This is a genomic window from Thiohalorhabdus sp. Cl-TMA (assembly GCF_041821045.1).
GTDB lineage: Bacteria > Pseudomonadota > Gammaproteobacteria > Thiohalorhabdales > Thiohalorhabdaceae > Thiohalorhabdus > Thiohalorhabdus methylotropha.
This window is the reverse complement of record NZ_JBGUAW010000004.1, coordinates 177,951-191,860: the sequence shown is the minus strand read 5'-3', so window position 1 is coordinate 191,860 and position 13,910 is coordinate 177,951. Positions and strand designations below refer to the sequence as shown.

12 protein-coding genes and 3 tRNA genes are annotated in these 13,910 nt (G+C 66.0%); 10 read left to right on the top strand and 5 right to left on the bottom strand.

The window, feature by feature from the left end:
• The first annotated feature begins 33 nt into the window (after positions 1 to 33).
• The 7 genes from ACERLL_RS07070 (at position 34) to ACERLL_RS07040 (ending at position 5,195) form a co-directional block, all read left to right on the top strand.
• The gene (locus tag ACERLL_RS07070; RefSeq protein ID WP_054966998.1) at positions 34 to 306 is read left to right on the top strand and encodes an HU family DNA-binding protein; all 273 of its coding nucleotides are present in this window, start codon (positions 34 to 36) and stop codon (positions 304 to 306) included.
• Between the two features lie 11 nt (positions 307 to 317).
• Positions 318 to 393 (top strand) — tRNA-Val (locus ACERLL_RS07065).
• A gap of 27 nt (positions 394 to 420) precedes the next feature.
• Positions 421 to 498, top strand: a tRNA-Asp gene (locus ACERLL_RS07060).
• A gap of 379 nt (positions 499 to 877) precedes the next feature.
• Positions 878 to 2,476 carry a peptidylprolyl isomerase gene (locus ACERLL_RS07055; RefSeq protein ID WP_373655368.1) on the top strand — a complete coding sequence of 533 codons (1,599 nt, stop codon included), beginning with the start codon at positions 878 to 880 and terminating at the stop codon, positions 2,474 to 2,476.
• Positions 2,477 to 2,548: 72 nt separating this feature from the next.
• Complete coding sequence (locus tag ACERLL_RS07050; protein WP_373655367.1) at positions 2,549 to 3,265, top strand: hypothetical protein; 717 nt, start codon at positions 2,549 to 2,551, stop codon at positions 3,263 to 3,265.
• A 271-nt stretch (positions 3,266 to 3,536) separates the two neighbouring features.
• Positions 3,537 to 4,307 carry a class I SAM-dependent methyltransferase gene (locus tag ACERLL_RS07045; RefSeq protein ID WP_373655366.1) on the top strand — a complete coding sequence of 257 codons (771 nt, stop codon included), beginning with the start codon at positions 3,537 to 3,539 and terminating at the stop codon, positions 4,305 to 4,307.
• A 63-nt stretch (positions 4,308 to 4,370) separates the two neighbouring features.
• On the top strand, positions 4,371 to 5,195 hold the full coding sequence (locus ACERLL_RS07040) for an SAM-dependent methyltransferase (RefSeq protein ID WP_373655365.1): 825 nt from the start codon (positions 4,371 to 4,373) through the stop codon (positions 5,193 to 5,195).
• Positions 5,196 to 5,290: 95 nt separating this feature from the next.
• Here ACERLL_RS07040 and ACERLL_RS07035 read toward each other — a convergent pair whose 3' ends face one another.
• The 5 genes from ACERLL_RS07035 to ACERLL_RS07015 form a co-directional block, all read right to left on the bottom strand.
• Positions 5,291 to 6,067 carry an enoyl-ACP reductase FabI gene (locus tag ACERLL_RS07035; protein WP_373655364.1) on the bottom strand — a complete coding sequence of 259 codons (777 nt, stop codon included), beginning with the start codon at positions 6,065 to 6,067 and terminating at the stop codon, positions 5,291 to 5,293.
• 98 nt (positions 6,068 to 6,165) lie between these two features.
• Entirely contained in the window at positions 6,166 to 7,005 is an 840-nt protein-coding gene (locus ACERLL_RS07030) for an ABC transporter permease (RefSeq protein ID WP_373655363.1), read from the bottom strand.
• Positions 7,002 to 7,988, bottom strand: coding sequence for an ABC transporter permease (locus ACERLL_RS07025; RefSeq protein ID WP_373655362.1), 987 nt, complete (start codon positions 7,986 to 7,988; stop codon positions 7,002 to 7,004). Before ACERLL_RS07025 ends, ACERLL_RS07030 begins: the two co-directional genes overlap by 4 nt.
• 132 nt (positions 7,989 to 8,120) lie before the next feature.
• The gene (locus ACERLL_RS07020; protein WP_373655361.1) at positions 8,121 to 9,761 is read right to left on the bottom strand and encodes a peptide-binding protein; all 1,641 of its coding nucleotides are present in this window, start codon (positions 9,759 to 9,761) and stop codon (positions 8,121 to 8,123) included.
• 6 nt (positions 9,762 to 9,767) lie between these two features.
• On the bottom strand, positions 9,768 to 11,462 hold the full coding sequence (locus ACERLL_RS07015; RefSeq protein WP_373655360.1) for a LysM peptidoglycan-binding domain-containing protein: 1,695 nt from the start codon (positions 11,460 to 11,462) through the stop codon (positions 9,768 to 9,770).
• Between the two features lie 189 nt (positions 11,463 to 11,651).
• Between ACERLL_RS07015 and gltX the strand changes: the two genes are divergently transcribed.
• The 3 genes from gltX to ACERLL_RS07000 all read left to right on the top strand — a co-directional run bounded on the left by gltX (position 11,652) and on the right by ACERLL_RS07000 (position 13,893).
• On the top strand, positions 11,652 to 13,067 hold the full coding sequence (gene gltX, locus ACERLL_RS07010) for a glutamate--tRNA ligase (RefSeq protein ID WP_373655359.1): 1,416 nt from the start codon (positions 11,652 to 11,654) through the stop codon (positions 13,065 to 13,067).
• Between the two features lie 48 nt (positions 13,068 to 13,115).
• Positions 13,116 to 13,191: transfer RNA gene (locus ACERLL_RS07005), tRNA-Ala, on the top strand.
• Between the two features lie 201 nt (positions 13,192 to 13,392).
• The gene (locus ACERLL_RS07000; RefSeq protein ID WP_373655358.1) at positions 13,393 to 13,893 is read left to right on the top strand and encodes a TIGR00645 family protein; all 501 of its coding nucleotides are present in this window, start codon (positions 13,393 to 13,395) and stop codon (positions 13,891 to 13,893) included.
• Positions 13,894 to 13,910 lie beyond the last annotated feature (17 nt).

The window sequence follows — 13,910 nt, the reverse complement described above, 5'->3', positions numbered from 1 at the left end:
TCAGGGTCACTCACCGGAAGAAAGGGGAGTACTGTGAACAAGACCGACCTGATCGAGAAGGTGGCGAAAGACGCGGATCTGTCCAAGGCTGCGGCTGGGCGGGCCGTAAACGCAGTTTTCGAGGGCATCTCCGATTCCCTGTCCAAGGGCGAAGAAGTCGGCATTGTCGGTTTCGGGACCTTCTCCGTGTCCGAGCGTCCGGCGCGCCAGGGTCGCAACCCGCAGACCGGGAAGCCGATCCAGATCGCCGCGACCAAGGTGCCGAAGTTCAAGGCTGGCAAGAATCTGAAGGATTCCGTAAAATAAGGAGTTTTCGGGGGCGGTTAGCTCAGTTGGGAGAGCGCCGGTCTTACACACCGGAGGTCACAAGTTCGAACCTTGTACCGCCCACCAAAACTCGTTATAATCCGTTTTCAGTTAGGGGCGGTAGCTCAGTTTGGTTAGAGCGCTGGCCTGTCACGCCAGAGGTCGCGAGTTCGAGTCTCGTCCGCCCCGCCATATTCTGAAAAGCGAACCTTTCGAGGTTCGCTTTTTTTGTGTTTGTGGTCGCTTGCAAACGGAAAGTGGCCAAAAACGGCATTGCGGCCGTCCAGGGCCCATATCCGGACTTGCCCGGCAAGGCGCGCCGCCGCCCCCGCCCACGCGGGAATCTTCCGGGGATCAGGACGGCTTTGGCCGTCCGCCCGATGCGCACCGGGGAATATTCCTTCTCCAGGGCGGGCAGGGGGGTTCCGCTCCGCACCTTGCACCTTTATTTTATCCCCTCCGCTGTTGACCGCGCGCCCTGAGGGGCCGGCCCTCCCGTAGGCGGCGATGGCCGCCGGCCGCTAGCGCGCTTGCCGCTTCGATCACCATGTACCGACCGAGGACCCCGTAGATGCTCGATTTCATGCGTCGCCAAGCCCAGGGCTGGATCGTCAAGGTGCTGTTCTCCTTGATCGTCCTGAGTTTCGTCTTTTGGGGGATGGGGGATTACTTCTCAGGCGATACGTCAGTGGCGGTGGCCAAGGTGGGGGACCAGGAAATCACCCAGCAGGCCCTGGAGAGCCGTGTCCGGAACCAACGGCAGCGCCTGCGTCAGCAGCTGGGAAGCCGGTTCTCCATGGATCAGATCGATCCACAGCGGCTGCGGCGGGCGGTCCTGCGGCAGATGATCCGGGAGCGGCTCCTCGACCTGGAGGCCCAGCGCCTGAATCTGACGGCCTCCGACCAGTCGGTGCGGATGGCCATTCAGGGCCAGCCGGTCTTCCAGCAGGGCGGCGAATTCAGCACCAGCCAATACCAGAGCATCCTCGGCCGCATGGGAATGGCGCCGGGCGAGTATGAAAACCGGGTGCGGCAGGACCTGGCGGTCCAGGACTATCGCCGCTTCCTGCAGGGGGGCACCCTGGTGGCGGAGGAGGAGGTCTGGAAGACCTTCCGGCGCCAGAACCAGGAGCGTCGCATCCGCTACGGCAGCCTCGCGCCTTCCGCCTTCGCCGATCAGGTTTCCCTGAACGAACAGGCCCTGCGCGATTCCTATGAGAAGAACAAGGAGCAGTATCGGCGGCCGGCGCGGAGCAAGGTGCGCTACGTGGTCCTCGATCCTCAAGCCGTGGCCGAGCAGATCGAGGAGCCGGGCACCGAGGAGCTGCGGACCTATTACGAGGAGAACGCGGACCGTTATACCGGCGACTCCGGAGAGCCGCGGGAGTTTGCCGAGATCCGGAAGCAGGCCGCATCGGACTGGCGCCGGGACCGGGCGGTGGACCTTATCTATGACCGCCTGCCCACCTTCAACGATCTCTTGTATACCCGGGACACCCTGAAGGCGGCCGCCGAGGAGTTCGGCCTGGAGGTTCGGACCTCCTCCTGGATTCCGCAGGAGGGGGCCATGCCTTCGGGCTCGCCCAGCGCGGAGGCGTTCCGGGAGGCGGCCTTCCAGACCGACGTGGGCCGCAATTCCGAAGGGGTGGAGCTCGGCGACGGCCGTTTTGCCGGAATGCACGTCCTGGAACGGCAGCCATCGACGGTGGAGCCCTTCGAGGCGGTCAAGGAGGCGGTGCGTCAGGATCTGCGGCGTAAGCGCGCCCGCGAGCTGGCCAAGAAGAAGGCGGAGGAGGCCCGCCAGGCCGTGGCGGGAGGCGCCTCCCTGGACAAGCAGCTCGAGGATCTGGGCATTTCGGTTCAGGGGGCCGGTCCGGTAACCCGGGAAGAGGCCCGCGAACAGCTCCCCAGCGGTATGGCGGGCCCGGTGTTCGCGGCGGAGGAAGAGGCCGCGGGAACGGCGCACGTTTCCCGGACCGACTATGCCGTCTTCCGGGTGGAGGAGGTGATTCATCCGCAGCGGGACCAGCTCACCGACCAGGCGCGGCAGCGCATCCGGAGCCAGATCCGTCAAAGCCGCGGCCAGGCCCGCCTGCAGGCCGTCCTGAATCATCTCCGTCAGCGTTTCGAGGTCCGGATCCTGAAGGACTTCTCCTCGGGGCAGGGCTGATTCCGGAAGGCAGCGCGCCCCCGCGCCGGAAAGGCGCGGGAGGTGCGGAAAAAGGGCGAACGGGTGGGAATCTTGGACATATACCGGCTGGAAGCGGCGATCGTGCGGGCCCGGAATCACGTGTATTTCCGGCTCCACCGCAAGGACGATCCGCAAAAGGAAAAGATCTTCGTGGTGGGGCATCCGCGCTCCGGCACCAAGTCCCTGCACAAGCTCTTCACCGAGAACGGCCTGCGGAGCCTGCACTTTCCGGGCAACTGGAACACGCGGAAGTACGACTGCTTCTCGGACCGGGGCAACTACCAGCCCCTGGGCCTGATGCGCGCCTACTACGTGAACAGCACCTTCATCCTCAATACCCGCCCCGCCTACAAGTACATCCGTAGCGCCATGAACCACTGGTTCGGCAAGGGCAAGAAGAAGGGCACGGGCTGGCTGAATCCCGGCGTGAAGAACATCCAGAACGAGATCCTGGCGCGGAACGCCTTCTTCATGGATTTCGTCCGGCTCTTCGCCGACGGGGGCAATTTCCTGGTGGTGAACATAGAGCGGGAAGGGGCCTTCGACTTCCTATGCGACCGGCTTGGCCTGGAAAGGGCCCCGGCGAAGCGGGAGGCGCAGAAGAACTGGAAGGAAGGCCACCTGCAGAAGATCGATGACGCCTTTGAGGGCCTCGGAATCGCGGACAGCCGCATGGAGCCCTTCGTGAACGCGGACCTGGTGGGTGATGACGACCAGGCCCTCTACCAGGAATTCCTGCGGGAAAAGCAGGACCGCATCTACCTCTGACCGGGCCCGGTATCCCCCCATTCCCTTTCCGGGCTTCCCTCCAAGAACCGAGCGAACCGGATCCAGCCGGGACGGCCGCTGTTCCGAATGGGCGGTCTCCGCCATTCCCGTACAGATATGGTCCGGCGAAACCGGTACAGTTTTTCGCTCGGAAAAACTGTACCGGTAAAATTCAAACAGAACTGCTTCTGTAATGGGTGGCCCCGGCTGGCTAAGCTGTGTGGCGTATCGCGGCATTGCGGCCGCCGCCAAACAGCCAACAGGAGCATCCATGACCATTCGCAACCTGAACACCGGCAACCAGTACGGCCAATACACCCCGGACTTCGTGGACTACTGGGACCAGCTCGTGGGCTGGGAGGCCCGGGCAGCTTCCGAGGGCGGCTTCTACGAGCGCCTGCTCAAGGGCTCCGGAGTGCGCGAGGTGGCGGACGTGGCCTGCGGAACGGGCTTCAACGCCATCAACCTGGCCAAGTCGGGCCTGGTGGTCACGGCCACCGACGGCTCGGAGAACATGCTGGCCAAGACCCGCGACAACGCCGCGCAGATGGGCGTCACCTTCGCCGATACCCGGACCGCCGACTGGGTAAAGCTGGACAAGGAGCTGGGCGCGGAGCGGTTCGATGCCCTGGTCTGCCTGGGTAACTCCTTCACCCACCTGTTCGAGCATGAAGCCCGGCGGGACGCCATGGAGGCCTTCTTCAAGGTGGTGCGGCCCGGCGGCATGGTGATCGTCGATCACCGCAACTACGACTCCATGCTGGATCACGGCTACAGCTCCAAGCATCAGCACTACTACACCGGCAAGGGCGTGGACGCCTATCCCGCGGAGCTGACCCGCTATCTGGCGCGCTTCGAGTACAAGTTCACGGACGGGGCCCAGTTCCAGCTCAACATGTATCCGCTGCGGCAGGATTATGTCTCCCACCTGTTCGAGGATGCCGGCTTCATCAACGTCGAGCGCTACGGCGACTTCGAGAAGCCCTACGACCGCGAGAACGTGGATTTCATCCAGCAGGTGGCCTACAAGCCCAAGGCCTGAAGCGGCCGAGACATCCCGGCGCCCGCCGCGTACGCGGGCGCGGGATGCCGGGGAGGAGCAGACATGCGCGATGCCATTAGCGACGTGGTCTCGGAAGCGCGGAGCTACTACGACGGCGCGGCCAACGAGATCTACAAGGATATCTGGGGCGAGAACATCCACATGGGGTTGTTCGAGTCGCCCGACGAGGACCTGCCCACGGCCATGGCCCGCACCAACGAGATCATGAGCCGCAATGTGGGCCTCACCCCCGCCCAGGAGGTGCTGGACGTGGGATGCGGATACGGCGCCCTGGCGCGCTTCCTGGCGGAGCATTACGGCTGCCAGGTGCTCGCCACCAACATCTCCGAAAAAGAGCTGGAGCGGGGACGCCGGCTCACCAGCCAGGCGGGCATGAGCCACCGCGTGGCCTTCGAGTGGGCGGATTTCCACGAGCTGCCCTACCGCGCCAACCGCTTCCACGTGTACTGGTCCCAGGAGGCCTTTCTGCACGCCGCCGACAAGCGCCGGGTGCTGGAGGAGGCCCACCGGGTCCTGCGGCCCGGCGGCCGGCTGGTGTTCTCGGAGCTGCTGGTACGCGGCGGGACTCCCGAGGACATCCGGGCGCGGATCTATGAGCGCGTCGGCGCCCCCGAGATGTGGGACGACGGCGATTACCTCGAGGCCCTGGCCGATCTCGGCTTCACCATCCGCAGCCACCAGGACTGGTCGGAGAACGTGGCCCTGTCCTACGGCTGGGTCCGCGAGGAGCTGGAACGGCGGCGGGCGGAATTCGAGGACCGGGTGGGCCGGGAGGTGGTGGATGCCACCTCCGATGCCCTGCGGTTCTGGGTGGATCAGGCCCGGGCCAACCGCATCGGCTGGGTCTACTACGTGGCCGACAAGTAGCCCGCTTCGGACTGCCGGACGCAAAAGAGCCCCCGATCGGGGGCTCTTTGCTTGGTACCGCCTTGCGGGGTGCGGCTACCCTTTTGCCGGGGCCGCTACATGGCGATGCTGTGGTAGCCGCTGTCCACGTGCAGCACCTCGCCGGTGATGCCGGAAGCCAGCGGGCTCGCCAGGAAGGCGGCGGTGTTGCCCACTTCCTCGATGGTGGTGTTGCGGCGCAAGGGCGCGCGCTCCTCGTTGTGCTGGAGGATGGTGCGCATGTCGCCGATGCCGCTGGCGGCCAGGGTCTTTATGGGGCCGGCACTCACCGCGTTCACGCGGACGCCTTCCGGACCCATGCTGGCGGCCAGGTAGCGGACGCTCGCCTCCAGGCTGGCCTTGGCCACGCCCATGACGTTGTAGTGCGGGAAGGTGCGCTCGGCGCCCAGGTAGCTCAGGGTCAGGATGGCGGCGTCCTCCCGGTCCTTCATGAGCGGATGGGCGCCCTGGGCGAGGCGGGTGAGGCTCCAGCTGCTGATGTCATGGGCCGTCATGAAGCCGTCCCGCGTGGTGGACTCCATATAGCTGCCCCGCAGCTCCTCCTTGGGCGCGAAGGCGAGGGAGTGCACCAGGACGTCGAGGCCGCCCCATCGGCTTTCCAGCTCCTTGAAGACCTCGTCCACCTGCCCGTCGTCGGTGACGTCGCAGGGAAGCACCATCTCGGCGCCCAGCTCTTCCGCGAGGGGCTGCACGCGCTTGAGGAAGCCTTCGTTCTGGTAGGTGAGGGCCAGCTCGGCACCTTGCGCCGCCATGGCCTGAGCGATGCCCCAGGCGATGGAGTTCTTATTGGCGATGCCGAAGATGATGCCCTTTTTGCCGGTGAGAAAACCCATGGGCTATGCGGCTCCTGACTGGTTGAAATGCCTGAGGAGGCGGTTGCGTCGGGCAAGTTTATAGGCTCGGGACCCGGCTGAAAAGAAGTGTGCCGGGGTTACTCCACCTCGCCCGCCTGACGGGGGTCGAAGGCGTCCCGGAGGCCTTCGCCGAACAGGTTGAAGCCGAGCACGGTCACCCAGATGGCCAGCCCGGGGAACAGGGAGAGCCACCAGGCGAACTCGATGTGGTCCTTGCCCTCGGCCAGGATGTTGCCCCACGAGGCGAAGGGCGGCTGGACGCCGAGCCCCAGGAAGGAGAGCGCCGATTCCACCAGGATGGCCTCGGCCACGCCGAGGATGGCGGCCACCAGCACGGGCGCCATGCCGTTGGGCAGCAGGTGCAGGCCGATGAGCCGGCCGTCCCCGGCGCCCAGGGCGCGGGCGGCGAGCACGAACTCCCGGGAGCGCAGGGAGAGCAGCTCCGCCCGCACCAGCCGCGAGACGCCCATCCAGGAGGTGAGCCCGATGACCGCCATGACGTTGAAGATATTGGGCTCCAGGAAGGCGATCACCGCCAGCACCAGGAAGAAGGTGGGCACCGCCAGCATGATGTCCACCAGGCGCATGATCAGGCTGTCCGCCCACTTGCCGTAATAGCCCGCCAGGCTGCCGAGCAGCACGCCGATGAGCGTGGCGATGCCCACGGCCACGAAGCCCACGGACAGCGATACCCGGGCCCCGTAGAGGATGCGGCTGAAGACGTCGCGGCCCAGGCGGTCGGTGCCCATCCAGTGGGCGGCGGAGGGGCCCTCCAGGATGTGGTCCACGTTAATGGCGTAAGGGTTATACGGCGCCAGCCAGGGGGCGAAGATGGCGGCCAGGGCCATACAGCCGACGATCACCCCGCCGGCCACGGCCAACGGATTGCGCAAGAGACGGCGGACGGCGGGGCTCATGAGGAGGCCAGCCCCCGGCGAACCCGCGGGTCCGCCCACGCGTAGGCCAGGTCCGCCAGCAGGTTGCCGAGCAGGGTGAGGATGGCGCCGATCACCAGGATGCCCATGACCACCGGATAATCGCGCATCAGGACCGCGTTGAAGAACAGCTGGCCCATGCCCGGTATGCCGAAGATGGTCTCGAAGATCACCGAGCCGCCGATGAGGCCGGGCACGGACAGCCCCAGCAGGGTGATCACCGGCAGCAGGGCGTTGCGCAGAGCGTGGCGGTAGATGACCGTGCGCTCGGCGAGCCCCTTGGCCCGGGCGGTGAGCACGTAGTCCTGGCGGATCACCTCCAGCATGTTGGAGCGCACGTAGCGGGAGAAAGCGGCGATGCCGGCGAAGGCGGACACCACCACCGGGAGCACCAGGTGCTCCGCCAGGTCCCCCAGCTTGCCCCAGAAGCCGAGCTGCTCGTAATCGAAGCCGTGGATTCCGGAAACCGGCAGCCAGCCCAGCTGGACGCCGAACAGCACCATGAGCAGCAGGGCCAGCCAGAACCCGGGAATGGCGAAGGCGAGGAAGACGATCACGGTGAGGCTGCGGTCCAGCAGGCTGTTCTGGCGCACCGCCGAGATCACGCCCACCGGCAGGGCCACGGCCAGGATCACCAGCAGGGAGGCGATGTTGATGGCCAGGGTCACGGGAAGCCGCTCGCCGATCTTGGTGAGCACCGGGCGGTTATCGGAGCTGAATGACTGGCCGAAGTCGAGCACCGCGACGCGCTTCAGCCACAGCCAGTACTGCACGTGCAGCGGCTCGTCGAGGTTGTAGGCCTCCCGCAGCTTCTCCCGCGCCTCCATGCCGCTGCGCGGATTGAGGCTGGTCTCCAGGGTGGTGATGTCGCCCGGCGCCAGATGCATCACCCCGAAGGAGATGATGGTGATGCCCAACAGCACCGGGACCATCCAGAAGAGCCGTTTCACCAGGTAGATCAGCAATTGGGCGACTCTGCGGGGTTGGGGGAACGTCCTCCGCTCATAACGCCACAGCGGAGGGGCGGAACGCCAGCGCGCTCCCGGATACCGGGCCCGCGCGGGCACTGGCTTTCGGCTCCCCGGCGGGGAGCTTATTTAGCGCTGAATCTCGATTCGCTGCAGTGGCTCCGGTATGTACCACTCTTCCACGTTGTACTCGATACCCGCCGGCGCCGGCTCGATGTTGCGGATGCGGCGGTCGATGGCGGACAGGGAATAGGGTGCGTACAGGTACACGATGGGGCAGGCCTCCAAAAGCTCGCGGGCGAGCTCGTGATAGATCTCGGCGCGCTTGCGCGGCTTGAACACCCGCAGGCCTTCCTCCAGGAGCCGGTCCACCTCCGGATCCTCCAGGCCGACGAAGTTGAACTGGCCCGGCTTCTGCTGGCTGGAGTGCCAGATGCTGTACTGGTCGGGGTCCGGAGACAGGCTCCAGCCCAGAATCACCGCGTCGAAGTCGTGCTTGTTGATGTACTGGCTGATGAAGGTGGCCCACTCCACCAGGCGCACGGTGATGTCGATACCCACCTGGCGGAGGCGCCGTTGGATCAGCGTGGCGGCGATCTGCCGTTCCTTGTTGTCATTGTTGGTGATGATCTCGAAGGCCAGCTCCCGGCCTTTCTTCTCCCGCACGCCGTCGCCGTCGGCGTCCTTCCAGCCGGCCTCGGTCAGCATGCGCCGCGCCTGGGCGGGATCATACTCATAGGGGTCGATGTCGTCGGGATACCAGCGCGTTCCCGGCTTGTAGGGCGCGGAGATGCGCTCCGCCAGTCCCAGGGTGACGCCCTTCATGAGCTCGGTGCGGTCGATGGCGTGGGCGATGGCGCGCCGCACCCGGATATCGGTGAAGGGCTTGCGGCGCAGGTTGAAGCCCAGGTAGGTGTAGTTGCTGCCCAGATAGCTGTAAGTGGCGATCCGCTCGCGCAGGTCCTCCCGCTTCGGGAAGGTCCGCTTGAACAGGGTGGGGGAGGGGCTCATCTGGTCGATGTGGCCCGCCTCCAGCTCCAGGAACTGGGTGGTGGTGTCCGGGATGATGCGGAAGGATACCCGGCCGATGTACGGACGGCCCCGGTAGTAGGCGTCGTTGGCGCGCAGATGGAGGGATTGCCCCGCCATCCAGCGCTCCAGCCCGTAGGGGCCCAGGCCGATGGGGTCGCGGGCGAAGTCCGTGGTATTGATGTTCTCGTCCCGCAGAAGGTGCGCCGGCAGGATCGAGAGGGAGGCCCAGGTGGAGAGCGCCGGGGCGTAGGGCTCGTCGTAGTGGGCGATGAAGGTGTGCCTGTCGGGGGTCTCGATGCGGCTCACCCGCCGGTACTGCTGCCCGTAGGGGGTGCGTGTTTCCGGATCAACGACGGTGCGCCAGGTGAAGGCCACGTCCTCGCTGGTGAAGGGGTGGCCGTCGGGGAACCGCACGCCCTCGCGCAGGTGGAAGGTGAGCTTCTTGCCATCCTCGCTCACGGACCAGCGCTTGGCGAGGGCGGCGGTGAGCTCGAGGTTCTTGTCGTAGCGCAGCAGCGTGGCGTGGATGAGCCCGCCCACGGCGCTGGAGGCGGAATCCCCCGCCATGAACGGGATCAGGTTGGAGGCCTCGGCGGCGACGGCCACCATGCGCTCGCCGCCATGGGCGGGGGCTCCTTCCCGGTCCGGGACCGCCGCGCCGGCGAGCCCTGAAAGGGCGAGGGCGAGCCCCCCCAGGATCCAGCGCCTGATGGCAAATGGCGGGGCGGTTTCAGCCAAGTAGAATCAGCCTCGGTGCTCGGCGAGCTTCGTCGGATCCACGTAGATGGTCAGTTTGTCGCCGGGGTGAATGAGCTCGTCCTGCGCCAGGTCGTTCCAGTTGCGGAGCCGGTGCAGCGCCACGTTGAACTTGCGGGAGATGGACCACAGGGAATCGCCCTGCCGCACCCGGTAGCGTAACCGGGCGGAGCGGCTGTTGCTACTGCTGACGTCACCCCCCGAGACCCAGACGGCGAGCTTCTGGCCTTCCCGGAGGGTATCCCCGGGGGCCATGCCGTTCCACTTCGCCAGGAGGTTCATCTTCACGTTGAAGCGGCGCGAGATTTCCCAGAGGGACTCGCCGCGGCGCACCCGGTGAATGACCTTGGAGCGGCCGCTCGGACCGTCGCTGCGGATGGCGGCCAGGCGCTGGGAGCGGCTCAGGGCGTATTTCTGCTCGGAGCCGGAGGCGGTGGGGATCACCAGGTGCTTGCCCGCGGTAATCCGTGAGCCCGACAGGTTGTTGACCCGCTTCAGCACGGAGACGGTGGTACGGTATTCGGAGGCGATCTCCGAGAGGGTTTCCCCCCGGTCGATGCGGTGGCGCGCCCACCGCACCCGCTCCGAGGGATCCAGCTCGGCCAGCGCCTCCTTGAACTGCTCCTTGGTGCCCAGCGGCAGGACCAGGCGGCCGGGGCCGTCCGGCGGTGTGCACCACTGATTGAGGCCGGGGTTCAGGCGGTACAGGGTCTCCACTTCGGAGCCGCTGAGGTCGGCGGCCCGGGCCAGGTCGATGGGCTTATCCAGGTTCACCACCTGGAACCCGGGCTTCATGGGGATGTCAGGAAGGTTGATCCCGTACTCGTCGGTGTTGCGCACCACGTGCGAAAGGGCGAGCAGCTTGGGCACGTAGCCGCGGGTCTCCCGCGGCAGGTCGAGGTGCCAGAAGTCGGTGGGCTGGCCGCGCCGCTCGTTCTCGCGGATGGCGCGGCTCACCGTGCCCGGGCCGGAGTTGTAGGCGGCCAGGGCCAGGAGCCAGCTGTCGAAGCGGTCGTTCAGGCGCTTCAGGTATTCCACGGCGGCGTCCGTGGCCGCCAGGATGTCCCGGCGGCCGTCGTACCACCAGTTCTGCTCCAGGTCGAAATGGCGTCCCGTGGCCGGGGTGAACTGCCAGATGCCCGCCGCGCGCCCCGACGAATAGGCGAAGGGCCGGAAGGCGCTCTCCACTACCGGCAGAAGGGCCAGGTCCAGGGGCATGTCCTCCTCTTCCAGGCGTCCCAGGATATGGGGCAGGAAGGGCTTGCCGCGGTTGAAGACCCGGTTCAGGTAATTCTCGTGCGTCCGGTAGAAGCGGATGAACGCCTGGACCTGATGGTGCTCGGTGGTTTCCAGCTGCAGGCGCGGCAGGAAGTAGCCCCAGAATTCCTCCGCGGGCTCCTTGTCTTCCGCGATCTGTTCGGCGGCCGTCCGAATGGCGTCCCCGGATGCCTGCGGGCGGAAGGCGATGTCGTCCTCTATGAGGCTGGGGAGGCGCATGGCCAGGGCCGGCTTCGAATCGGCCTTCCCCGTCTGCTCTTGGTCGGTGCCACCAGCCGTCTTGTCGGCGCGTGTGTCGGCAGCGTCGGCGGTATCGGCGGAGGTGGAGGTATCGGCGGCGGTGCCGTGCATCTGGGCACAGCCCGTCATGAACAGGGAAATGCCGATGAATGCCAGAGTGCGCATCGAGTATTGCTCTCCTGTGCGTTCGGGGTCGGCGCCGCCGCCAGCGGCCCGCCCCGACCGTCCCCAGCCGCCGTTCAGTGGCGGCCGCAACGATGATAAGATTCCGGCCCCTTTTTGGGGGACGTCGCGCAGAGCCGTCAGAGTAACATCTTTGGACACGGTGTCCGACCACGAGGAACCGAGCCCTAAATGACCGTACGAACCCGCTTCGCACCCAGCCCCACCGGCTATCTCCATATCGGTGGCGCCCGTACCGCCCTGTTTTCCTGGCTGCATGCCCGGCAGAACCAGGGGGCCTTCGTCCTTCGCATCGAGGATACCGACGCCGAGCGGTCCACGCCCGAGGCGGTGCAGGCCATTCTCGACGGGCTTTCCTGGCTCGGCCTCGACTGGGACGAGGGCCCGTTCTTCCAGAGCCAGCGCACGGAAAGATATCGGGAAGTCATCCACCAGCTATTCGAGGGCGGTCAGGCCTATCACTGCTATTGCACCAAGGAAGAGCTGGACACCATGCGCGAGGAGCAGCGCGCACAGGGCAAAAAGCCCATGTACGACGGGCGCTGCCGCCAGCGCACCGAGCCCCGCGAGGGGGTGAGCCCCGTGGTGCGCTTCAAGGCCCCGGAGCGCGGCAAGACCGTGGTGGAGGATCGGATCCACGGCACGGTGGCCTTCGACAACCGGGAGCTCGACGATCTGATCATTGCCCGCTCCGACGGCAGCCCCACCTATAACCTGACGGTGGTGGTGGACGATTGGGACATGGGCATCACGGACGTCATCCGCGGCGACGACCATCTCAACAACACCCCGCGCCAGATGCAGATCCTGCAGGCGCTCGGCGCGGAGCCGCCGCGCTACGCGCACGTGCCCATGATTCTCGGCGAGGACAAGAAGCGGCTCTCCAAGCGCCACGGCGCGGTGAGTGTCCTGCAGTACAAGGAGGACGGCTTCCTGCCCGAGGCCCTGGTCAATGGCCTGGCCCGGTTGGGCTGGTCCCACGGTGACGACGAGATCTTCGCCCGGGACGACCTGCTGCGGCTGTTCGCCGTGGAGTCGGTGGGCAAGACCGCGTCGGTGTTCAACCAGGAGAAGCTCGTCTGGCTGAACGGCCACTACATCCGCGAGCGGGAACCGGCGGATCTGGTGGAGCCGTTCAAGGATCAGCTCCGCAAGCGAGGAGGGGACCCCGAGGCGGTGACGGATCTCATACCGGTCATCGAGAGTCTGCAGGAGCGGTCCAAGACCATCGCCGAGATGGCGGACACGGGGCTGTTCTTCTTCCGGGATTTCGAGGAGCTCGACGAGAAGGCGGCCAAGAAGAATCTCAAGCCGGCGGTGGAGGAGCCGCTGCAGGCGGTGCGTGACGGCCTGGCGGCGCTGGATGCATGGAGCGGCGAGGCGGTGCACCAGGTGATCCAGGACGTGGTGGACGCCCGCGAGATGAAGTTCGGCAAGGTGGCGCAGCCCATCCGGGTGGCCGTCTCCGGCGGCGCCGTATCGCCGCCCATCGACGTGACCTTGCAACTGCTCGGTCAGTCCACTACCATTGAACGCTTGGATCGGGCTCTGGTCTACATCCGGGAGCGCGCCGCACAGGCCGAATAGCTCCTTGACAGGGCATCCGGAGAGTCCTAGAATCCAACACTTCTTTTCGGGGCCGTAGCTCAGTTGGGAGAGCGCGTGAATGGCATTCACGAGGTCGCCGGTTCGAACCCGGCCGGCTCCACCAAACCCCGAAAGCCCCGCCATCCGGCGGGGCTTTTTTATGTCCTGACCGCGCCGGCCACCTGAAGGGGTCTTGTGGGAGCGGCCTCCGGCCGCGACGGACTGGCTGCCCCGAAGGCTGCGCCCGGGAGCCGGTCCGCAGGGCCCCTTCCTCGCAGCAGACTTGGGCCGGTGCGTATTCCCTTTCGACAACCAAGCGAGGCGCATGGTGAGCGCGGAGAAGACGCTTGAAACGCTCATATTCCACAGCCGGTGGCTGCTGGCGCCTTTCTACATCGGGCTGGTCATCGGCATGGTGCTGCTGCTCGGCAAGTTCGGCGAGGAGCTCCTGTACTTGGTCCTGGACCTGCCGAACGCCGGCACGGGCGAGCTGATCGTCGGCATCCTGTCCCTGATCGACCTGTCCCTGGTGGCGAGCCTGCTGCTGATCATCATTTTCAGCGGCTATGAGAACTTCGTCTCCAAGATGGATACCGGGTCCCACGAGGATCGCCCGGAATGGATGGGCCACGTGGATTTCTCCGATCTCAAGCTGAAGGTGATCGGCTCCATCGTCGCCATCTCCGCCATCGAGCTGCTCAAGTCCTTCGTCAAGGTGGGCAGCCTGACCAACGAGCAGCTCGCCTGGAAGGTGGCCATTCACCTGACGTTCGTGGTCTCCGGGGTGCTGTTCGCGGTGATGGATCGGCTGAGCGAGCGGCACTGATTGTCCTGAAGTCCTTA

Bases quoted from the DNA above. Each gene is read 5' to 3' on its own strand.
- ACERLL_RS07055 (WP_373655368.1), top strand. From the start codon at position 878: ATGCTCGATTTCATGCGTCGCCAAGCCCAGGGCTGGATCGTCAAGGTG.
- gltX (WP_373655359.1), top strand. From the start codon at position 11,652: ATGACCGTACGAACCCGCTTCGCACCCAGCCCCACCGGCTATCTCCAT.
- ACERLL_RS07045 (WP_373655366.1), top strand. From the start codon at position 3,537: ATGACCATTCGCAACCTGAACACCGGCAACCAGTACGGCCAATACACC.
- ACERLL_RS07035 (WP_373655364.1), bottom strand. From the start codon at position 6,067: ATGGGTTTTCTCACCGGCAAAAAGGGCATCATCTTCGGCATCGCCAAT.
- ACERLL_RS07015 (WP_373655360.1), bottom strand. From the start codon at position 11,462: ATGCGCACTCTGGCATTCATCGGCATTTCCCTGTTCATGACGGGCTGT.
- ACERLL_RS07000 (WP_373655358.1), top strand. From the start codon at position 13,393: ATGGTGAGCGCGGAGAAGACGCTTGAAACGCTCATATTCCACAGCCGG.
- ACERLL_RS07040 (WP_373655365.1), top strand. From the start codon at position 4,371: ATGCGCGATGCCATTAGCGACGTGGTCTCGGAAGCGCGGAGCTACTAC.
- ACERLL_RS07030 (WP_373655363.1), bottom strand. From the start codon at position 7,005: ATGAGCCCCGCCGTCCGCCGTCTCTTGCGCAATCCGTTGGCCGTGGCC.